The sequence below is a fragment of the Subdoligranulum variabile genome, assembly GCF_025152575.1.
Taxonomy (GTDB): domain Bacteria; phylum Bacillota; class Clostridia; order Oscillospirales; family Ruminococcaceae; genus Gemmiger; species Gemmiger variabilis.
Genome location: NZ_CP102293.1, coordinates 1098789 through 1119967, shown reverse-complemented (window position 1 = coordinate 1119967; position 21179 = coordinate 1098789). Strand labels below are relative to the sequence as shown.

Genomic DNA, 21179 nt, shown 5'->3' with positions numbered 1-21179 from the left:
GTTTTTTTATGGCTGGGCCCAGTGTTCCAGCAGGGCGCGGCTCTCGTCGGGGGAGAGAAACTCCTGGGTGGTGAGCACCGACCGCTGCCGGCGGGCGCCCGCCTCCTGCTTGAATTCCCGGCGGTACGCCCGGGGGGAACAGCCGAACTGCTCGGCAAAGCCGCGGTTCAGATATTTGACGTCGGAAAAGCCGCAGGCGATGCTGATGTTCAGCAGCGACAGGTCGGTGAGCAGCAACAGCTGTCGGGCCTTTTCGCAGCGCATCTTCATCAGGTAGGACTGGAAGGACATGCCGAACGCCTCCTTGAAGAAGGCGGACAGATAGCTCATGGAGAGATCCAGCTCCCGGGCCAGATCGGTGAGGAGCAGCTTTTCGGTGTAGTGCTCCTCGATGTAGCGGGTGATGCGGCGCACCCGGCGGGCCCGGCGGGCGGAACTCTGGCGTTCCTGTTCGGGGACCCGGCGGCAGGGCAGATGGCGGAGCAGCTGCTCCACAAAGAGGTGGATGAGCCCGGCACAGTGGAGCGCCGCCAGGGGCTCCCGGGAGAAATAGCTGCGGGCGATCTCCAGGAAAGCAGCCGCCAGATCCCCGGCGGCGGGATCCTCGGGCGGAGGCAACAGAAATTCCATGCTTTCCAGAGGCGGGTAGGAGGCCGCAAAGAAGGAGAGAGGGATCTGCATGGACAAAATCAGCACCGGCCGTTCGGCGATGAGCTCGTGGCTTTCAAAGGGGTTGATGACCCAGAGATCCCCGGCGCCGTAGGTGGTGGCCCGGCCCCGGTTCAGCAGCTGCACCTGGCCGTCCAGCAGCAGGCAGACCTCCAGTTCCTTGTGCACGTGGGGCGTGCGGTACTGCAGACGGATGAGAAACAGTTTGTATGCCGCGGTCCCGTGGGAGACCACTTCATACTCCTCCTTCATGCCCGTTCACCTCCCGAACTATAAAAAGTATACAAAAATCCGGCGGGAAATGCAAATGAAAAAAGTGAATTTGTCCTGTTTTCACCATGAACTTATCCGGGAATCCCCGGCGGGCATCCCCTATAATAGAAGCAAGAAAAGCCCCCGCGGGGGCGCGACACGGAAATGATACAACACAAAAGGAGGGTATTCCATGAGTAAAAAACTGACCTACGGCATGGTGGGCGGCGGCCCGGGCGCTTTCATCGGTGATGCCCACCGCAAGGCCATCGCGGTGGACGGTTCGGCCCGGCTGGTGGCCGGCTGTTTCTCCCGCACGCCGGAAAAGAGCAAAGCCCAGGGCGAGGCGCTGGGCCTGGACCCCGACCGGTGCTACACCAACTACCGGGAGATGGCGGAAGCCGAGAGCAAGCGGCCGGACGGCATCGACTTTGTGGTGGTGGTCACCCCCAACGTGACCCACTACGAGATCTGCAGGGCCTTTCTGGAAGCAGGCATCCATGTCTCCTGCGACAAGCCCCTGGCCACCGACAGTGCCCGGTGCGCCGAACTGAAACAGCTGGCCGAGGAAAAGGGCCTGCTCTTCATGGTGACCTACACCTACACCGGCCACGTGACGGCCAAGTACATCCGGGACCTGGTCCGGAGCGGCGAGATCGGCACGGTGCGCACGGTGATGGCGGAGTATCCCCAGGGCTGGCTCTACAACGAGAAGGACTGCGGCGGCAAGCAGGGGGCCTGGCGGTGCGATCCGGCCCAGTCGGGGCGGGTGAACTGCCTGGGAGATATCGGCAGCCATGTGGAGAACGCCGTGGCCACCCTCACCGGGCTGAAGATCAAGCGGCTGCTGGCCAAGATGGACGTGGTGGTGCCCGGCCGGAAGCTGGACGACAACGACCAGATCCTGGTGGAGTACGAGGGCGGAGCCACCGGCATCTACTGGTCCTGCCAGTTTGCCATCGGCTGCGACAACAGCCTGCGGGTGCGCATCTACGGTTCCAAGGGGACCATCCTCTGGGATCAGGAGCACTGCGAGGAGGTCACCCTCATCGGGGAGGACGGCGTGCCGCGGATCATCCGCCGGGGCTACGGCGCCGTGACGCCCGCCGCCGCCCGGTACGGCCGCCTGCCCGCGGGCCATACCGAGGGCTGGATCGAGGCCATGGGCAACCTCTACGACAGCTTTACCGACTGTGTGGCCGCCAAGAAGGACGGCACCTTCACCGAGAGTATGATTGACTATCCCACCGCCGACGCCGGTCTGGAAGGGCTCCGCTTTGTGGAAGCCTGCCTGGAAAGCAACGACAAGGGCAACGTGTGGGTGAACCTGTGAGAAAGGAGTAAGGACGTATGGCAAGACCCGTTACGATTTTTACCGGCCAGTGGGCGGACCTGCCCCTGGAGGAAATGTGCAAGACCGCAAAACAGATGGGCTATGAGGGCCTGGAGATCGCCTCCTGGGGGCAGATCGACGTGGAGCGCGCCGCCGAGGACGCCGCCTACGTGCAGGAACTGAAGGACACCCTGGCCCGCTACGACCTGGGCTGCTGGGCCATCGGCATGCACCTGCCCGGGCAGTGCGTGGGAGACGCCGACCCCGACGCCTACGACAGCCGTCTGGACAACTTCGCGCCCTCCTCCCTGGCGGGCAAGCCGGAGGAGATCCGCGCCTGGGGCATTCATCAGATGGAATGCGCGGCCAAGGCGGCCCACAACCTGGGGGTGAAGGTGGTGACCTTCTTCATGGGTTCGCCCATCTGGAAGATGTGGTATTCCTTCCCCCAGACCTCCCAGGAGCAGATCGATGCGGGCTATGCCCGGATCAAGGAACTGTGGTCCCCCATCATGGATGTCTACGACCAGTACGGCGTCCGGCTGGCGCTGGAAGTCCACCCCACCGAGATCGCCTACGACTACTGGAGCACCAAAAAGCTGCTGGAGGTCTTTGACTACCGTCCCACCCTGGGCATCAACTTTGACCCCAGCCACCTGATCTGGCAGGGGCTGGATCCGGCCATGTTCCTCTATGACTTCGCCGATCGCATCTACCACGTCCACATCAAGGACACCAAGCTGAACCTCAACGGCCGCAACGGCATCCTGGGTTCCCACATCACCTTCGGCGACCAGCGCCGGGGCTGGAACTTCGTCTCCCCGGGCCACGGCGACGTGGACTTCGACAACATCATCCGGGTGCTCAATCAGATCGGCTACAACGGCCCCCTCTCCATCGAGTGGGAGGACAGCGGCATGGAGCGCATCTTCGGCGGCACCGAGGCCTGCGCCTTCACCAAGAAGATCAACTTCATGCCCTCCGACGTGGCCTTTGACGACGCCCTCAAGACCGATTGACCTGCTATACAGAAAAGGAGTTTCATCATGACCAAATTCAAGTTTTCCGTCGGCCCCTGGAATGTCCACGAGGGCGCCGATTCCTACGGCCCCGCCACCCGCAAGACCATCCCCATCGAGGAAAAATTCAAGAAGTTTGCTGAGCTGGGCTTCTCCGCCGTGCAGTTCCATGACGACGACGCCGTGCCCAACATCAACGACTACACCGAGGAAGAGATCAAGGAAAAAGCCCGGGAGATGAAGCAGAAGCTGGACAAATACGGCCTCAAGGCGGAGTTCGTGGCGCCCCGCCTCTGGATGGACCCCCATACCCAGGACGGCGGCTTCATGAGCATCTCCCAGGAGGACCGGGACTACGCCATGTGGCGGGCCTACCGCTCCATCGACATCGCCCACGAGCTGGGCACTGACCTGATCGTGCTGTGGCTGGCCCGGGAAGGCACCCTCTGTGCCGAGAGCAAATCTCCCGTCTGGGCCACCAAGATGCTCATCGAGGCCATCAACAAGATGCTGGAATACGACCCCAAGATCCGCGTCTGCATCGAGCCCAAGCCCAATGAGCCCATCGACCGCAGCATCTGCGGCACCATCGGCCATGTGATGGCCATCTCGGCGGCCACCATCGACCCATCCCGGGTAGGCGGCAACCTGGAGAGCGCCCATGCCATCCTGGCGGGGCTGGACCCCGCCCACGAGATCGGCTTTGCCCTGGCCATGGGCAAGCTGATGACGGTGCACCTCAACGACCAGAACGGCATCCGCTACGACCAGGACAAGAGCTTCGGCGTGGAGAATCTGCGGGCGGCATTCAACCAGGTGAAGGTGCTGAAGGAGAACAACTACGGCAGCCACGGAGAGTACGTGGGCCTGGACGTGAAGGCCATGCGCACCACCCGGGACGAGGACAGCTACAAGCACCTGGAGAACAGCCTGAACATCTTCAAGGCGCTGGAGGAGAAGGTGGAGCGGTTCGACTATGACTTCCAGAAGAAGTGCGTGGAGAACCGGGACTTTGAATCGCTGGAAATGTATGTGATGAATCTGCTCATGGGTTTGGCGTGAGCGGATCGGAGGGATACCAATGCTTGTTACCCTGCGGGAAGTGCTGAAAGACGCCCAGAAAAACCATTACGGTGTGGGGCTGTTCAACACGGTGAATCTGGAGATGGCCAAGGGCGTGCTGGCGGCCGCCGAGGCGCTGAGAAGCCCGGTGATCATCGGCACGGCGGAGGTGCTTCTGCCCTACGCCAGCCTGGAGGAACTGGCCTATTTCCTGCTGCCCATGGCCAAAAAGGCCACGGTGCCGGTGGTGCTGCACTTTGACCACGGCCTCACCGAGCCGAAGATCCTGGAAGCCCTGCGGCTGGGCTTTTCCTCCATCATGTACGACTGCTCCACCGATTCCTACGAGCACAACATCGGCCGGGTGGCCCAGATGGTGCGCATTGCCCGGTTGTTCGGCGCCTCGGTGGAGGGGGAACTGGGCCATGTGGGGGACAATGTGGCCGACGATGACGGCAGCATCTACACCCAGCCCGCCCAGGCCCTGGACTTTGTGAACCGCACCGAGGTGGACGCCCTGGCGGTGGCCATCGGCACAGCTCACGGCGCCTACAAATCCAAACCCAGGCTGGATATCGGCCGCCTGGCCGAGATCGCCCATACCGTGTCCACCCCGCTGGTGCTCCACGGCGGCAGCGGCCTGTCCGACGAGAATTTCCGGAACTGTGTGGCCAACGGCATCGCCAAGATCAACATTTTTACCGACATCAACTGTGCGGCGGCCCGGGCCGCCCACGACCTCTACCGGGAGGGCTGCGGCCTCACCGACCTGCAGAACGGCATCGCCGACGCGGTGCAGCAGGAGACCATGAAGAAGATGCGCATCTTCGGCAGCGCGGGCAGGGGGTGAGCGCGCCGTGGCAGGCAAAAAGATCATCGTGGCGGGGCATATCTGCCTGGACATCACGCCGGTCTTTCCCGCGGGCAGTCCCCAGCCGCTGAACCGGCTGCTGGCCCCCGGCAAGCTGGTGCAGATGGCGGGGGTGGACCTGCACACCGGCGGCGCCGTGGCCAACACCGGTCTGGCGCTGAAGATCCTCGGCGCCGAGGTGGAACTGATGGGCAAGGTGGGGGATGACGACTTCGGCCGGCTCATCCTGGAACGGCTGCGGCAGTATGACGCGGCGGAAGGGATGATCGTCTCGCCGGACAGCAGCACCTCCTACTCCATCGTCATCGCGCCGCCGGGCACCGACCGCATCTTCCTGCACAATCCCGGCGCCAACGATACCTTCCGGGCTGACGACATTGACTCCGACAAACTGACCGGAGCGGCCTGGTTCCACTTCGGGTATCCGCCCCTCATGCGCCATATGTACGCCGAGGACGGCGCCGAACTGGCCGAGATCTTCCGCCGTGCCAAGGCGGCGGGGCTGCACACCTCGCTGGATATGGCGGCGGTGGACCCCGGCACCGACGCCGGCCGGGCGGACTGGACGCTGATTTTGCGGCGGGTGCTGCGCTATGTGGACTGCTTTGTGCCCAGTGTGGAGGAACTCTGCTTCATGGCGGACCGGCCGCGGTATGAGCGCTGGCTGCGCCGGGCGGAGGGCGGCGACGTCACCGCCGTGCTGGATCTGGACACCGACATCCGCCCCCTGGCCCGGCAGGTGCTGGCGCTGGGGGCCCACGAGCTGCTCATCAAGTGCGGCACGCCGGGGCTCTACTACACCGACGGCACCACCGAGCGGTTCGAGCGCAGCTACAAACCGGCGCGGGTGCTGTCCGGCACCGGGGCGGGGGACACCAGCATTGCGGCCTTCCTCAAGGCCCGGCTGGACGGCTGTCCCCTGGAGACCTGCCTGCACTATGCGGCGGGCACCGGTGCCAGCTGCGTGGAAGCCTACGATGCCCTCAGCGGGCTGCGCACCTTCGCCGAGCTGGACGAAAAAATCGCCTCCGGCTGGGAAAAACTGTAACGGGTTGGCAAGTACACCCGGAGCCACCGGCATGAGCCGGTGGCTTTTTTGTTCCACTCCACCGGAAAATACAAAAATATTGCACAATTTCAACCGTTTTTTTGGCTGCAGCGTTTGCATTCTGCACAGTTCCATGGTATAATGAAACCAGTTTTACAAAAGTTGGTGCAAGGGGGCTGTTATGAGTGCTCACAGACCGTTATCCACAGTAGAGCTGCGTAAACAGAACCGCAACCGGGTCTACCGCTATCTCATTGCGCGGTGGGAGCCCGTTACCAAACAGGAGCTGGCTTTCCAGCTGTCCATGAGTCTGCCCACGCTGACCCAGAACCTGAACGAACTCACCGAGATGGGCCTCATCGACCGCTCGGTCACCACCGATTCCACCGGCGGCCGGCGTCCGCAGCTCATCGTGCCGCTGCCCGACGCCCGCTTCGCCCTGGGCATCGAGCTGACCAGCCGGGATCTGCGCATCGTGGCCATCAATCTGCGCAAGGAGACGCTGGCCAGCCAGCGGGCCGCGCTGCCCTTTGCCAACACCGAGACCTACGGCGGGGAACTGGCCGGCCTCATCGAACATTTCCTGGACAGCAACCATCTGGACCGGAACCGGCTGCTGGGGGTGGCGCTGACGCTGCCCGGCATCATCGGCCCCGAGATGACCATCGAATATGCCCCCACCATCGGGGTGCACACCTCCACGCCCGCCCGCTTCCTGAGCCGGATCCCCTACAAGGTCCTGCTGGACAACGACGCCACCTGCGGCGGTTTCGGCGAGTGGTGGAAACGCACCGACCAGCCCAGCATGGCCTATCTGTCCCTGAACCGCGGCGTGGGCGGCGCCATCCTCATCGACGGCAAGCTCTACGATGGCGTGGAACACCGGGCCGCCGAGTTCGGCCATATCTGCCTGCATCCCGGCGGACGGCCCTGCAAATGCGGCCGGCGGGGCTGCCTGGAAGCCTACTGCTCCACGGCCCTGCTCTCGGACGATCTGGACATCAGTCTGGATGTCTTCTTCCAGCGGGTGGAGGAGGGGGATGCCGCCTGCCGGGCACTGTGGGATACCTATCTGGAGGATCTGGCCCATGCGGTCACCATCATCCATACCATCCTGGACTGCCCGCTGATGATCGGCGGCCAGCTCTCCCAGTATCTGCCGCCCTACCAGCACCGTCTCCAGTCGCTGATCCGGGCGCTGAGCTCCCCGGGCGACCGGGTGGATTTCCTGACCTTCTGCCCCAGTTCGGGCCATTCGGTCTGTATCGGCGCCGCCACCCGGCTGCTCTATGAGTTCGTCAAACAGCTTTGAACATATCCAGTCGCTGCCTCCAAGGCGGCGACTTTTTTTATTGTCCAAATTGCATAAAATCAAAATCGGCTTTTGTACAAGCCGCCAAATGTATGACAGAGTTATGAAAATGCACAAAATTGTATTGACATCTTGAATGGTTTTGGTGTATTCTATGAATGCAAACAGAAAGGATATTTACAAAAGTTCTTTCTCAAACTGCGGAGGTAGTCGAACACATTCGACACAATTATATTAAAAAAGGGAGCGATTCACAATGAAAAAGCGTATTTTGGCTGCTGCACTGTCTGCAACGATGATCGTTTCGCTGGCTGGCTGCTCCAGCGGTGGCACCAGTTCCACCGCCGAGTCCAGCTCGGAGGCGGCCACCACCGAGTCCACCGCGGAAACCGGTTCTGAGGGCGGTTCCACCGGCGGCCAGAAGGTCGGCCTGTCCATGCCCACCCAGTCTCTGGAACGCTGGAACCGCGACGGTTCCTACCTGGACCAGCAGTTCAAGGACGCCGGTTATGAGACCGTTATCACCTATTCCGATAACGATACCAACCGCCAGGTCAGCGACATCCAGAACATGATCGCCGACGGCGTCGACCTGCTGGTCGTGGCCGCCATCGACGGTGAAGCGCTGAACACCGTTATGAACGAAGCCGGTGAGGCCGGCATCCCCGTTATCGCTTATGACCGTCTGATCATGAACGACAACGCCTCCTACTACGTATCCTTCGATAACTACACCGTCGGTACGCTGCAGGGCCAGTACATCGTGGACACCCTGGATCTGGACAACGCGGCCGGTCCCTTCAACATGGAGATCACCGCCGGTGACCCCGCCGACAACAACGCTACTTACTTCTATCAGGGCGCCATGGACGTCCTGCAGCCCTACATCGACTCCGGCAAGCTGGTCGTCGTCTCCGGTCAGACCGACTTCGACACCGTAGCCACCGCCCAGTGGGATTCCCAGACCGCTATGGAGCGTGCCCAGAACGTGCTGGCTTCCTACTACGCCGACGGCACCCAGGTTGATGTCTGGCTGTGCTCCAACGACTCCACCGCGCTGGGCGTTTCCCAGGCCATCCAGTCTGACTACGCCGGCTCCAACCAGCCCATCATCACCGGTCAGGACGGCGACGAAGCCAACCTGAAGAACATCGTCGACGGTCTGCAGTCCATGACCGTGTACAAGGCCGTTTCCAACGAAGCCGTTGTCACCCTGGACCTGGGCAAGGCCATCCTGAACGGCGACACCATCGATGAGAGCCTGATCACCAACTCCGGCTGGGACTTCGACTGCAGCTACGACACCGAGTCCTACTTCACCTCTGACGGCAACAACTGCCCGTCCTTCCTGCTGGTTCCCGACGTTGTCACCAAGGACAACATGACCGAGAAGCTGGTCGACACCGGTTACTACACCCAGGACGCTGACGGCTACCTGCATCCGGCCGCCTGATCCGCAGTACGTAACAATCTGAATCAATTGCCGAACCGTTAATGCAATGGGCGGGGCCAGCTGCCCTGCCCATTGTGTTTTGGCAGGCAAGACGAAAAGGAGGCAATCCCCTTTGTCGAAGTATATTTTGGAGATGAAAAACATCACCAAGGAGTTTCCCGGCGTCAAGGCACTGGACAACGTGAATCTGCAGGTGGAACCCGGCGAGATCCACGCCCTGATCGGTGAGAACGGCGCGGGCAAATCCACGCTGATGAATGTGCTTTCCGGCACCTATCCCGCGGGCAGCTACACCGGCGAGATCTACTACGACGGAAAGCTCTGCCAGTTCAAGTCCCAGAAGGACAGCGAAGCGGTGGGTATCGTCATCATCCACCAGGAACTGGCGCTGATCCCGCTGCTCTCCATCGGCGAGAACATGTTCCTGGGCAACGAGATCCGCAACAAGATGGGCACCATCGACTGGAACAAGACCTACTATGAAGCCGAGCGCCACATGAAGCAGGTGGGCCTGCACGAATCGGCCCAGACCCTGGTCAAGGACATCGGCACCGGCAAACAGCAGCTGGTGGAAATCGCCAAGGCCTTCTCCAAGAAGGTCAAGCTGCTGATCCTGGATGAGCCCACCTCCTCCCTGAACGACGAGGACGCCAAGATGCTGCTGGACCTCTTGATCGACTTCAAGAAGAAGGGCCTGACGTCCATCATCATCACCCACAAGCTCAACGAGATCATCTACTGCGCCGACAAGGCCACCATCATCCGCGACGGTTCCACCATCGAGACGCTGGTCAAGGGCGTGGACGAATTCAGCGAGGACCGCATCATCAAGGGCATGGTCGGCCGTCCCATGGAGGACCGCTATCCCAAGCGGGAGAGCCACATCCAGCCCGAGATCAGCCTGGAGGTCAAGAACTGGACCGTCCATCATCCGCTGTATCCCGAGCGCATTGTGGACGACAACATCTCCTTCAAGGTCCACAAGGGCGAAGTGGTAGGCTTCTCCGGCCTGCAGGGCGCCGGCCGTACCGAGCTGGCCATGTCCATCTTCGGCCACAGCTACGGCAGCAAGATCACCGGCGAGCTCTATCTCAACGGCAAGAAGGTCCACCTCAAGAACACCGAGGAGGCCATCCACCACGGCCTGGCCTACGTCACCGAGGACCGCAAGACCAACGGCCTGATCCTGGGCGAGACCATCCGCTTCAACACCACCCTGGCCCGTCTGGACAAGGTCTGCCACAGCGGCATCATCGACCGGGACAAGGAAGTCAAGGAAGCCGACGACATGAAGACCGAGATGGGTACCAAGACGCCCACCATCGAACAGCACATCGGTAACCTGTCGGGCGGCAACCAGCAGAAAGCCCTGCTGGGCAAATGGATGTTCACCGAGCCGGATGTGCTGATCCTGGACGAGCCCACCCGCGGCATCGACGTCAGTGCCAAGTACGATATCTACTGCCTGATCAATGACATGGTCAGCCGCGGCAAGTCGGTGGTCATGATCTCGTCGGAGCTGCCCGAACTGCTGGGCATGTGTGACCGCATCTACGTCATGAATGAAGGCCGCCTGCTGGCGGAGGTCAATGCCGCCGACGCCACCCAGGAGAGCATCATGGGCTACATCATCCGCGACACCGTACGCGACACGGCCAAAGCTTAATCACGTTGAATAGGGAGTGTGACACTCATGAATGGAACCAAAATGAAAGTTTCCAGTTTCCTGACCAAGTACGCCATGGTCATCGCACTGGTAGTCGTCTTTATCCTGTTCGCCTACCTCACCGGCGGACGCCTGCTCTACGCACAGAACATGTCCAACCTGCTGCTCCAGAACGGCTACGTCCTGGTCATGGCCTGCGGCATGCTGCTCTGCATCCTCACCGGCGGTAACATCGACCTGGCCGTCGGTTCGGTGATCTGCCTGGTCGGCGGTCTGGCTGCCGTCATGATCACCAACATGTCCATCAACCCCGTCCTGACCATCCTGGTCTGCCTGGCGGCCGGCCTGCTGGTGGGTATCTGGCAGGGTTACTGGATCGGTTATGTCCGCATCCCGCCCTTCATCACCACCCTGGGCGGCATGTTCGTCTTCCGCGGCATCGGCCGCCTGATCCTCGACAACAAGACCGTGGCGATCCAGGATTCCACCTTCCTGAACATCTTCACCATGTACATCAAGATTCCCGGTCTGGACGACGGTGACACCGTCTACTCCGCCCTTATCGTCGGTGTGGTGGCCGCCGTGCTGGTCATCCTCAACACCGTGCGCAGCCGCCGCGACCGCGCCAAGAACGGCTACCGCCAGAACAGCGCTGCCAGCGACTATGTCAAGACCGGCCTCATCGCCGCGCTCATCCTCTACTACTGCTACCTGCTCAGCCAGTACAACGGCATCTCGGTCATGCTGATCTGGGTGCTGGCCGTCTGCCTGATCTACAACTTCATCACTGCCGAGACCGCGTTCGGCCGTTACTTCTATGCCGTGGGCGGCAACGAAAAAGCCACCAAGCTCTCCGGCATCAACACTGATAAGATCTACTTCATCGCCTACGCCAACATGGGCCTGCTGGCCGGTCTGTGCGGCCTGCTCAACGCGGCCCGCGTCGGTTCCGTCAACGGTTCCACCGGTACCTCCTTCGAGATGGACGCCATCGGTGCCTGCTTCATCGGCGGTGCCTCCGCTTACGGCGGCAGCGGCACGGTGGGCGGCGTCGTCATCGGCGCTCTGCTGCTGGGTGTCATCAACATGGGCATGTCCATCATGGGCATCGGCGACTCCTGGCAGTACGTGGTCAAGGGCGGCGTGCTCCTGGTCGCGGTCATCTTCGACGTGGTCACCAGCCGCAAGTCCGGCAAGTAATGTTCACCCGGCGGTGACTTTTGGGAGGAAACTATGCTGTACATAGGAATTGACCTGGGCACCTCGGCCGTCAAGCTGCTGCTCATGGACGAGGAAGGCCACATCAAAAATACCATTTCCAAAGAGTATCCTCTGGAATTCCCCCAGCCCGGCTGGAGTCAGCAGAACCCCGAGGACTGGAAAAAGGCCGTGCTGGGCGGCATTCCCGAACTGCTGGCCTCCTTCGACAAATCCCAGGTGGCCGGCATCGGCGCCGGCGGCCAGATGCATGGTCTGGTGGTGCTGGACGAAAACGATCAGGTGATCCGTCCGGCCATCCTGTGGAACGACGGCCGCACGGCCAAAGAGGTGGAGTACCTCAATGAGGAGATCGGCCGGGAGAAGCTCTCTGCCCTCACCGCCAACATCGCCTTTGCGGGCTTCACCGCCCCCAAGATCCTGTGGATGAAGAAGAACGAGCCGGAGAATTTCGCCCGGATCCGCAAGATCATGCTTCCCAAGGATTACATCAACTACATCCTCACGGGGGTGCACTGCACCGACTACTCCGACGCCAGCGGCATGCTGTTGCTGGACGTGGAGCACAAGTGCTGGAGCAAGGAGATGCTGGATCTCTGCGGCATCACCGAGGCCCAGATGCCCAAGCTGTTTGAAAGCTACGAGGCTGTGGGCACCCTGCGTCCCGACATCGCGGCCCAGCTGGGCCTGCCCGAAACCGTCACGGTCTGCGCCGGCGCGGGGGATAACGCCGCGGCCGCCGTGGGCACCGGCACGGTGGGGGAGGGCGCCTGCAACATCAGCCTGGGCACCTCGGGTACGCTGTTCATCTCCAGCGACCACTTCGGTGTGGATCCCCACAACGCCCTGCATGCCTTCGCCCATGCCGACGGGCACTACCACCTGATGGGCTGCATGCTCTCCGCCGCCTCCTGCAACAAGTGGTGGATGGATGACATCCTGGGCACCCAGGACTACAGCGGCGCCCAGGCGGCCATCACCGACGATATGCTGGGCCGCAACCATGTGTATTTCCTGCCCTACCTGATGGGCGAGCGTTCTCCCATCAACGATACCAACGCCCGCAGCGTCTTCCTGGGCATGACGATGGACACCACCCGCACCGACCTGACCCAGGCCGTGCTGGAAGGCGTGGCCTTCGCCATCCGGGACAGCTTTGAGGTGGCCCGTTCCCTGGGACTAGACATCCGCCACAGCATGATCTGCGGCGGCGGCGCCAAGAGCCCGCTGTGGAAGAAGATCATCGCCAACGTACTCAACGTGGAGCTGGACACCCCCGCTTCGGAGCAGGGGCCCGGTATGGGCGGCGCCATGCTGGCCATGGTGGCCTGCGGTGCCTATCCCAGCGTCCAGGCGGTGTGTGACAAGCTGGTCCGGGTGGCGGACACCGTCCATCCCGATCCGGCCATCGCCGCCCGCTACGAGGAACGCTACCGGCAGTTCTCTCAGATCTATCCCGCGCTCAAAGCGCTCTATCCCAAGATGCTGTAACCGGAAGGAGCGGCCTGTATGAAGGAACAAACCCAAATGATCCTGCGCCTGGCAGTGGGCGCCTACCTGGTGTATCTGGCCTACCAGATCATCAGCGGGCAGCTGTCCGGCGGCACCGGCATGAATGATCTGCTGGCCTACGGCGCCGGCGGCGTGCTGGGGCTGTGCGGCCTGGCCTTCTGCGGCTACGCCCTGTGGCGCTACCGCAAGGAGCGCGCCGCCCGGTCGGAGGCACTGACCAAGGAGGAACCGTGAAAGGCAAGACCATACGGGAACTCGTCGTGCGGGTGGTGCTGCTGCTCCTGGGGCTGTGGATCGCCCATCTGGGTGTGGCGCTGTTCCTTCAGACCAATCTGGGTTCGGACCCCTTCAACGTCTTTGTGCAGGGTCTGTTCCGCTCCTTCCCGCAGATTGCGGGATTTCCCATGACCCACGGTCGGGTCCATCTGCTGGTGTCCCTGCTCATCATGCTGGTCCTCCTGGTGGTGGACCGCAGCTATGTGGGCATCGGCACGGTGCTCTGCATGGCACTGGGCGGCCCGATCATCGATGTCTACACGGCGTGGCTGTCGCCCTTCCTCAATGAAGGGCTGCCGCTGGCGGTCCGGCTGGGCCTGCTGGCGGTAGGCTGCGTCATCCTGGCCTTCGGGATGACCATCGTCATCCGCTCCCAGGCGGGCACCGGCCCCAACGACCTGGTGGCCGTGGTCCTCAGCGACAAGAGCGGCAAACCCTTCGGCCCCGTGCGCATCGGGGTGGACCTGGCCTTCGTGCTCATCGGCTTTCTGCTGGGGGGCGTGGTAGGCGTGGGGACCATCATCTGTGCCTTTCTGGTGGGACCGGCCGCGCAGCTGTTCTTTCCCCTCAGCCAGAAGATCTGTACCTTTGCATTGGAACGATTTGCGGGAATGCCTTCCCGCTCTTGAGGTGATATGTTATGAAAATTCAATCGGTATTCGACGCCGCCTTTGCCCCCTACGGCAAGGTCCTGGCGGGATATGATACAGCCGCCCTGGTGCAGACCCTGCAGTCTGTGACCCCGGTCCCGGCGGGGGTGGAGTACGTGCCTTCCCAGCCGGAGCTGGAGCAGCTGCCCATCGCGGCGCAGTTCTCCGCCAACGGCTACGGCGGCATGCCCGTTCAGCTGGGCTGGTGCAACGGACACAACACCAAGCTCAACTGCCTGGAATACCACCGGGACAGCGAGCTGAACATCGGCGCCCAGGATTTCATCCTGCTGCTGGCCAAGGAGGACGACGTGGTGGACGGCAAGCTGGACACCGCCAAAGTCCAGGCTTTCCGGGTACCCGCCGGTGTGGTGGTGGAAGTCTACGCCACCACGCTGCACTACGCCCCCTGCTCCGCCTCCACCGGCGCCGGATTCCAGGTGGTGGTCGTATTGCCCCGGGGCACCAACGGTCCCAAGCCCGACATTACCCCGCTGAACGACGAGGACAAGACCCTGTGGGCCTGCAACAAATGGCTGCTGGCCCATCCCGAGTCCGACGAAGCCGGTCAGGGCGCCGTACAGGCCCTCACCGGGGAAAACATTGATATTGCATCCCTGCTGTAAAAATAAAGGAGGTACTTCCCCATGAAATCCACGAATATTCCTGACGTGCATCTCGGCATCATCGCCGTCAGCCGTGACTGTTTCCCCATTGCCCTGTCCACCCAGCGCCGTGAGAACATCACCGCCGCCTGCAAGGAAAAGGGCGTAGATCTCTACCAGTGCCCCGTGACTGTGGAAAACGAGGCCGACATGCTCAAGGCGGTGGCCGATGTGCAGGCTGCGGGCTGCAACGCCCTCACGGTTTTCCTGGGCAACTTCGGCCCCGAGACCCCCGAGACCCTCATCGCCAAATACTTCGACGGCCCCGTCATGTACGTGGCGGCTGCCGAGGGTGACGGCGATATGATCAACGGCCGCGGCGACGCCTACTGCGGCATGCTGAACTGCTCCTACAACCTGGGCATGCGCCACCTGGGCGCCTACATCCCCGAGTACCCCGTGGGCACTGCCGAGGAACTGGCGGACAAGATCGCCGAGTTCGTGCCCATCGCCCGGACCATCCTGGGCGTGAAGGACCTGAAGATCATCTCCTTCGGCCCGCGTCCCCAGGACTTCTTCGCCTGCAACGCCCCCATCAAGGGTCTGTATGAGCTGGGCGTGGAGATCGAGGAGAACTCCGAGCTGGACCTGCTGGTCTCCTACAAGGCCCATGCCAACGATCCCCGCATCGCCGACGTCTGTGCCGACATGGCCGCCGAGATGGGCGAGGGCAAGTATTACCCCGACCTGCTGGCCCGCATGGCGCAGTTCGAGCTGACCCTGCTGGACTGGGCCGACGCGCACAAGGGCAGCAAGAAGTATGTGGCCTTCGCCGACAAGTGCTGGCCGGCCTTCCCGTCCCAGTTCGGCTTTGAGCCCTGCTATGTGAACAGCCGCCTGGTCAGCCGCGGCATCCCCGTCTCCTGCGAGGTGGACATCTACGGCGCCCTGAGCGAATATATCGGTATGTGCGTTTCCGGTGACACCGTCACCCTGCTGGACATCAACAACAGCGTACCCAAGTACATCTACGACGAGGAGATCGCCGGCAAGTTCGATTACAAGCTGACCGATACCTTCATGGGCTTCCACTGCGGCAACACGCCGTCCTGCAAGATGTGCGCCGACCGTGCCGTGAAGTACCAGCTGATCCAGCACCGTCTGCTGGAGCCGGCGGGCAGCGATCCCGACTTCACCCGCGGCACCCTGGAGGGCGACATCGCGGCGTCGGACATCACCTTCTACCGTCTGCAGTGTGACAGCGAGGGCAACCTCCGCGCCTACATTGCCCAGGGCGAGGTGCTGCCGGTGGCCACCCGTTCCTTCGGCGGCATCGGCATCTTCGCCATCCCCGAGATGGGCCGCTTCTACCGCCATGTGCTGATCCAGAAGCGCTACCCGCACCATGGCGCCGTGGCCTTCAGCCACTGCGGCAAGGCGCTGTTCGAGGTCTTCAAGTATCTGGGCATCGGCGACATCGCCTACAACCAGCCCAAGACCCTGCCCTATCCCACCGAAAATCCCTGGGCGTAATCGTCAGAAAGGAAGTTTTCTGCTGTGAAATTCTTCATTGATACGGCCAATGTGGAGGAGATCCGCAAGGCCAACGACATGGGCGTCATTGCAGGCGTCACCACCAATCCCAGCCTCATCGCCAAAGAAGGCCGCGACTACGCCGAGACCCTGGCGGAGATCGCCACCATCGTGGACGGCCCCATCAGCGGTGAGGTGAAAGCCACCACCACCGATGCCGAGACGATGGTCAAGGAGGGCGAGGCCATCTACGCCCTGGACCCCAAGCACATGGTCGTAAAAATCCCCATGACCGCCGAGGGCCTCAAGGCCATCAAAGCCTTGTCCGCCAAGGGCATCCCCACCAACTGCACCCTGATCTTCAGCGCCAACCAGGCGCTGCTGGCCGCCCGCGCCGGTGCCACCTACGTCAGCCCCTTCCTGGGGCGCCTGGACGATATCTCCCAGCGGGGCATCGAGCTCATCGAGACCATCCACGACATGTTCCTCAACTACCCCGACATCGAGACCCAGATCATCGCCGCCAGCGTGCGCAACCCCATCCATGTGACGGACTGCGCCCTGGCCGGGGCGGACATCGCCACGGTGCCCTACAAGGTCATCGAGCAGATGCTCCATCACCCCCTGACCGATTCCGGCATCGAGAAGTTCAAGGCCGACTACTGCAAGGTCTTTGGTGAATGATATGACGAACGAAGAACGTCTGGCGCTGCAGATCGCAGCCTGCAAGGTGCGGATGGGCATCATCGAATCCACCCACGGCGCCAAGGCCGGGCATCCCGGCGGCAGCCTGTCGGCGGCGGAACTGTTTGCCTACCTGTACAACAAAGAGATGCGCATCGACCCCGCCAACCCCAAATGGGAGGACCGGGACCAGTTCGTCCTCTCCAAGGGGCACACCGCGCCGGGGCTGTACAGCGCGCTGGCCTACCGGGGATTCTTCCCGGTGGAGGACCTGCCCACCCTGCGCCACATCGACAGCTACCTCCAGGGCCACCCCAACATGAACACGGTGCCCGGCGTGGATATGTCCACCGGCAGCCTGGGCCAGGGTGTTTCCTGCGCCGCAGGCATGGCCAAGGCCGCCAAGTACCTGCACAAGGATGACGTGCGGGTCTACGCCCTGCTGGGAGACGGCGAGATCGAGGAGGGTGAAGTATGGGAGGCCTTCCTCTTTGCCGCCAAGTACAAGCTGGACAACCTCTGTGTCATCATCGACCTGAACGGGCTGCAGATCGACGGCCCCACCAGCGAGGTCATGCCCACCGATCCGGTGGATGCCAAGATGCGGGACTTCGGGTTCCGCACGGTGTCCATCGACGGCCACGACTTCGTCCAGATGGAGGACGCCTTCCAGTATTTCCACCGGCAGACCGGGGCGCCCACGGCCATCCTGATGCACACCACCAAGGGCAAGGGCGTCAGCTACATGGAGAACCAGGTGGGCTGGCATGGCAAGGCTCCCAACGACGAGGAATACAAGATCGCCATGGACGAACTGAACGCCCAGCTGGCGGGACTGGAGGCGCAGGCATGAGTGAGGTCAAGAAAATCGCCACCCGCGACAGCTACGGCGCCGCGCTGGTGGAACTGGCACAGGACCATCCCGACGTGGTGGTGCTGGATGCCGACCTGGCCGCCGCCACCAAGACCGGCGTCTTCAAAAAAGCCTACCCCGACCGTCATTTTGACTGCGGCATCGCCGAGAGCAACATGATGGCCACCGCCGCCGGCATGGCGGCCATGGGGCTGGTGCCCTTTGCCTCCAGCTTTGCCATGTTTGCCGCGGGCCGCGCCTTCGAGCAGGTGCGCAACTCCATCGGCTACCCCCACCTGAACGTGAAGATCGGTGCCACCCACGGCGGCATCTCGGTGGGCGAGGACGGTGCCTCCCACCAGTGCTGCGAGGATTTCGCGCTCATGCGCTCCATCCCCGGCATGACGGTGCTCTGCCCCTCCGACGACGTGGAAGCCCGGGCCGCCGTGAAGGCAGCCTACGAGCACCAGGGCCCTGTCTACCTGCGGTTCGGCCGTCTGGCTGTGCCGGTCTTCCATGACGAAGCCAACTTCAAATTTGAGATCGGCAAGGGCGAGCAGCTCACCGAGGGCAACGACGTGGCGATTATTGCCACCGGCCTGGAGGTGGGCGAGGCTCTCACCGCTGCCGAACAGCTGAAAAACGAGGGCATCCACGCCCGGGTCATCAACCTCTGCACCATCAAGCCGCTGGACGAGGAGATCGTCGTCAAGGCGGCCAAGGAATGCGGTGCCGTCGTCACCTGCGAGGAGCACAGCATCCTGGGTGGTCTGGGCGAAGCCGTGGCCGCCGTGCTGGGCGAGCAGTGCCCCACGAAGATGCGCCGGGTGGGCGTGAAGGACGTCTTCGGTCACTCCGGCCCCGCCTGGGACCTGCTGGAACAGTTCGGCCTGCGCAGCGATGCCATCGTGGCTGCCGTGAAGGAGCTGGTCTGAGCACCCGGTGCCCGCAATCCTATGACCCTGCGCTGCGCAATCCCATGGTTGCGTGTCGCTCCCTATTCAAAAACGTGTCGGTCCTTCGGGGCCGGCACGCTTTTTTTTGTGCGCAAACTGCCTGCCTTGACTTTGGTCCGAAATCGTACTATACTCATGGTACGAAATCGTACCCAAGGAGGCATTCTGTATGCAAGGCAAGACCCGGGCGTCGCTGAACCGGTTCAACTATCTGCTGGGGGAGACCGAGGCCCTCTACCATGAGATGGCCCACGCCCTCGGCGTTTCGGACAGCGCCATGAAGATCCTGTATGCCGTCTGTGACGCGGGGGAACCCTGCCCGCTGCAGGAGGTCCGGCGGCGCAGCGGCCTGACCAAGCAGACGGTGAATTCGGCGCTGCGTAAACTGGAAGGGGAGGGCGTCCTCTTTCTGGAAACCTCGGGCAGCCGGGGCAAGCAGGTACGCCTGACCGAGGCCGGGCGGGCGCTGGCGGAGCGCACGGCGCTGCCGGTCATCGCCATGGAAAACGACGTCTTCGGGGCCTGGTCGGCGGAGGATGTGCAGCGCTACCTGGCCCTGACCGAGCGGTTTCTCAACGATATGCGGCAGCGCGCCGCCGCACCGGGAGGGCCGCTGGCATGAAGATCCGTCTCTCAGAACATTTCGGCTACGCCCGGCTGCTGCGTTTTACGCTGCCCTCCATCGTGATGCTGGTGTTTTCCTCCATCTACGGTGTGGTGGACGGGTTCTTTGTCTCCAACTTCGTGGGCAAGACGGCCTTCACGGCGGTGAACTTCATCCTGCCCTTTCTCATGATCCTGGGGTCGGTGGGCTTCATGTTCGGCACCGGCGGCGGGGCCCTCATCGCCAAGACTATGGGCGAGGGGGACGACCGCCGCGCCAACGAGCTGTTCTCCCTCATCGTCTACAGCTCGGTGGTCTGCGGCGTGATCCTGGCGGGGCTGGGCTTTCTGCTGCTGCGTCCTCTGGCGGCGGCTCTGGGGGCGGAAGGCGCCATGCTGCAGGACTGCATCACCTACGGCACCGTGCTGCTGCCGGCCATTCCCGCCTATGTGCTGCAGTATGAATTCCAGTGTCTTTGCGTCACGGCGGAAAAACCCAACCTGGGGTTGGGCGTCACGGTGGCGTCGGGGCTGACCAACATGGTGCTGGACGCGCTGTTCGTGGCGGTGCTGGGCTTCGGCCTGCCGGGAGCTGCGGCGGCCACTGCCCTGAGCCAGTGTGTGGGTGGTCTGCTGCCGCTTGCCTATTTTGCCCGCGGCCGGGGCGGACGCCTCCGCCTGGGCGCCACCCGGTGGGACGGCCGGGCACTGGGAAAGACCTGCACCAACGGTTCCTCGGAACTGATGAGCAACATCTCCATGTCGCTGGTGAGCATGCTCTACAACGCCCAGCTGCTGCGCTACGCCGGGGAGGACGGCATCGCCGCCTATGGGGTGCTCATGTACGTCAGCATGATCTTCCAGGCTATGTTTATCGGTTACTCGGTGGGCACAGCGCCGGTGGTCAGCTACCATTTCGGCGCCGGCAACCGCACCGAACTTCACAGCTTGCTGCGCAAAAGCGGCACCATCCTGGCGGCCTTTGCGGTGGCGATGTTCGCCGCCGCCCGACTGCTGGCTGCGCCGCTGTCCCACCTTTTTGTGGGCTACGACGCCGCCCTGCTGGCCCTGACCCAACATGCCTTTGCCATTTTCTCCTTCGGGTTCCTCTTCTCGGGATTCGCCATCTTCGGCTCCTCTTTCTTTACCGCCCTCAACGATGGTCTGGTCTCGGCGGCGATCTCCTTCCTGCGTACCCTGGTGTTTCAGGTGCTCTGCGTCCTGGTGTTCCCTCTGGTATGGCAGGTGGACGGGATCTGGGCATCCCTGGTGGCGGCGGAGGCCATGGCGGTCTGCGTCACGCTGGGCTTTCTGCGGGTCAAACAATCCACCTACCACTACTGACACACCGATCCCCCGGCGGTAAAGCTACGGCCGGGGGATCGATGCCCGGGCGGTGCCGCGCAGGGGGACCGTCCGGATCTATAAAATGGCACAAAGCCTTGTGGGTTGTCTGGCCTTGACCGGGCGGTTGCCCTCGCATGGTCCAAGGCACAGTGGAAAATGGTGCGGGCGCTGCCCGCGTTGGTTCTGTTGACGTTATACAGTATACCGGATGATTGTGTGCAACCCATCAAAGGTCTTTGAACAAACCCCGAACATCT

General features: G+C 62.5%; 20 protein-coding genes. 19 read left to right on the top strand and 1 reads right to left on the bottom strand.

Translation table 11 applies throughout. The features are described from left to right. Nucleotides 1-6 precede the first annotated feature (6 nt). Nucleotides 7-921 carry an AraC family transcriptional regulator gene (locus NQ490_RS05485; RefSeq protein WP_007048697.1) on the bottom strand — a complete coding sequence of 305 codons (915 nt, stop codon included), beginning with the start codon at nt 919-921 and terminating at the stop codon, nt 7-9. 193 nt (nt 922-1114) lie between these two features. On the opposite strand from NQ490_RS05485, the gene NQ490_RS05480 reads away from it, so the two are divergent. The 19 genes from NQ490_RS05480 to NQ490_RS05390 all read left to right on the top strand — a co-directional run bounded on the left by NQ490_RS05480 (nt 1115) and on the right by NQ490_RS05390 (nt 20919). Further along, nucleotides 1115-2254 carry a Gfo/Idh/MocA family protein gene (locus tag NQ490_RS05480; protein ID WP_007048696.1) on the top strand — a complete coding sequence of 380 codons (1140 nt, stop codon included), beginning with the start codon at nt 1115-1117 and terminating at the stop codon, nt 2252-2254. A 17-nt stretch (nt 2255-2271) separates the two neighbouring features. Beyond that, nucleotides 2272-3273 (top strand): sugar phosphate isomerase/epimerase family protein, encoded by a 1002-nt coding sequence (locus NQ490_RS05475; RefSeq protein WP_007048695.1) that lies wholly within the window; start codon nt 2272-2274, stop codon nt 3271-3273. A gap of 27 nt (nt 3274-3300) precedes the next feature. After that, complete coding sequence (locus tag NQ490_RS05470) at nt 3301-4335, top strand: TIM barrel protein (protein WP_007048694.1); 1035 nt, start codon at nt 3301-3303, stop codon at nt 4333-4335. A gap of 19 nt (nt 4336-4354) precedes the next feature. Beyond that, complete coding sequence (locus NQ490_RS05465) at nt 4355-5185, top strand: class II fructose-bisphosphate aldolase (protein WP_007048693.1); 831 nt, start codon at nt 4355-4357, stop codon at nt 5183-5185. A 7-nt stretch (nt 5186-5192) separates the two neighbouring features. Continuing rightward, a complete protein-coding gene (locus tag NQ490_RS05460; protein ID WP_007048692.1) occupies nt 5193-6254 on the top strand; it encodes a carbohydrate kinase family protein in 1062 nt (353 codons plus the stop codon). A gap of 181 nt (nt 6255-6435) precedes the next feature. Beyond that, the gene (locus NQ490_RS05455; protein ID WP_007048691.1) at nt 6436-7566 is read left to right on the top strand and encodes an ROK family transcriptional regulator; all 1131 of its coding nucleotides are present in this window, start codon (nt 6436-6438) and stop codon (nt 7564-7566) included. 256 nt (nt 7567-7822) lie between these two features. After that, complete coding sequence (locus NQ490_RS05450; RefSeq protein ID WP_007048689.1) at nt 7823-9019, top strand: substrate-binding domain-containing protein; 1197 nt, start codon at nt 7823-7825, stop codon at nt 9017-9019. Between the two features lie 112 nt (nt 9020-9131). Further along, nucleotides 9132-10685, top strand: coding sequence for a sugar ABC transporter ATP-binding protein (locus NQ490_RS05445; RefSeq protein ID WP_259951664.1), 1554 nt, complete (start codon nt 9132-9134; stop codon nt 10683-10685). Between the two features lie 27 nt (nt 10686-10712). Then, nucleotides 10713-11885, top strand: a complete 1173-nt coding sequence (locus tag NQ490_RS05440; protein WP_007048685.1) for an ABC transporter permease subunit — start codon at nt 10713-10715, stop codon at nt 11883-11885. A 33-nt stretch (nt 11886-11918) separates the two neighbouring features. Then, on the top strand, nt 11919-13394 hold the full coding sequence (gene xylB, locus NQ490_RS05435) for a xylulokinase (RefSeq protein WP_007048684.1): 1476 nt from the start codon (nt 11919-11921) through the stop codon (nt 13392-13394). A gap of 18 nt (nt 13395-13412) precedes the next feature. Beyond that, nucleotides 13413-13649 carry a hypothetical protein gene (locus tag NQ490_RS05430; RefSeq protein ID WP_007048683.1) on the top strand — a complete coding sequence of 79 codons (237 nt, stop codon included), beginning with the start codon at nt 13413-13415 and terminating at the stop codon, nt 13647-13649. Continuing rightward, a complete protein-coding gene (locus NQ490_RS05425; protein WP_007048682.1) occupies nt 13646-14320 on the top strand; it encodes a YczE/YyaS/YitT family protein in 675 nt (224 codons plus the stop codon). The genes NQ490_RS05430 and NQ490_RS05425 overlap by 4 nt, the downstream gene beginning before the upstream one ends. A gap of 11 nt (nt 14321-14331) precedes the next feature. Further along, complete coding sequence (locus tag NQ490_RS05420) at nt 14332-14967, top strand: DUF4867 family protein (RefSeq protein ID WP_007048681.1); 636 nt, start codon at nt 14332-14334, stop codon at nt 14965-14967. Between the two features lie 21 nt (nt 14968-14988). Next, complete coding sequence (locus NQ490_RS05415; protein ID WP_259951661.1) at nt 14989-16479, top strand: L-fucose/L-arabinose isomerase family protein; 1491 nt, start codon at nt 14989-14991, stop codon at nt 16477-16479. 24 nt (nt 16480-16503) lie between these two features. Further along, nucleotides 16504-17163 (top strand): fructose-6-phosphate aldolase, encoded by a 660-nt coding sequence (fsa, locus tag NQ490_RS05410; protein ID WP_007048732.1) that lies wholly within the window; start codon nt 16504-16506, stop codon nt 17161-17163. Between the two features lies 1 nt (nt 17164). After that, nucleotides 17165-18016: a transketolase gene (locus NQ490_RS05405; protein WP_007045466.1), complete on the top strand. Its 852-nt coding sequence runs from the start codon at nt 17165-17167 to the stop codon at nt 18014-18016. Continuing rightward, on the top strand, nt 18013-18951 hold the full coding sequence (locus NQ490_RS05400; protein WP_007045465.1) for a transketolase family protein: 939 nt from the start codon (nt 18013-18015) through the stop codon (nt 18949-18951). Before NQ490_RS05405 ends, NQ490_RS05400 begins: the two co-directional genes overlap by 4 nt. 190 nt (nt 18952-19141) lie before the next feature. After that, entirely contained in the window at nt 19142-19594 is a 453-nt protein-coding gene (locus NQ490_RS05395; protein WP_007045464.1) for a MarR family winged helix-turn-helix transcriptional regulator, read from the top strand. Continuing rightward, nucleotides 19591-20919, top strand: a complete 1329-nt coding sequence (locus NQ490_RS05390) for an MATE family efflux transporter (RefSeq protein ID WP_007045463.1) — start codon at nt 19591-19593, stop codon at nt 20917-20919. Before NQ490_RS05395 ends, NQ490_RS05390 begins: the two co-directional genes overlap by 4 nt. Nucleotides 20920-21179 lie beyond the last annotated feature (260 nt).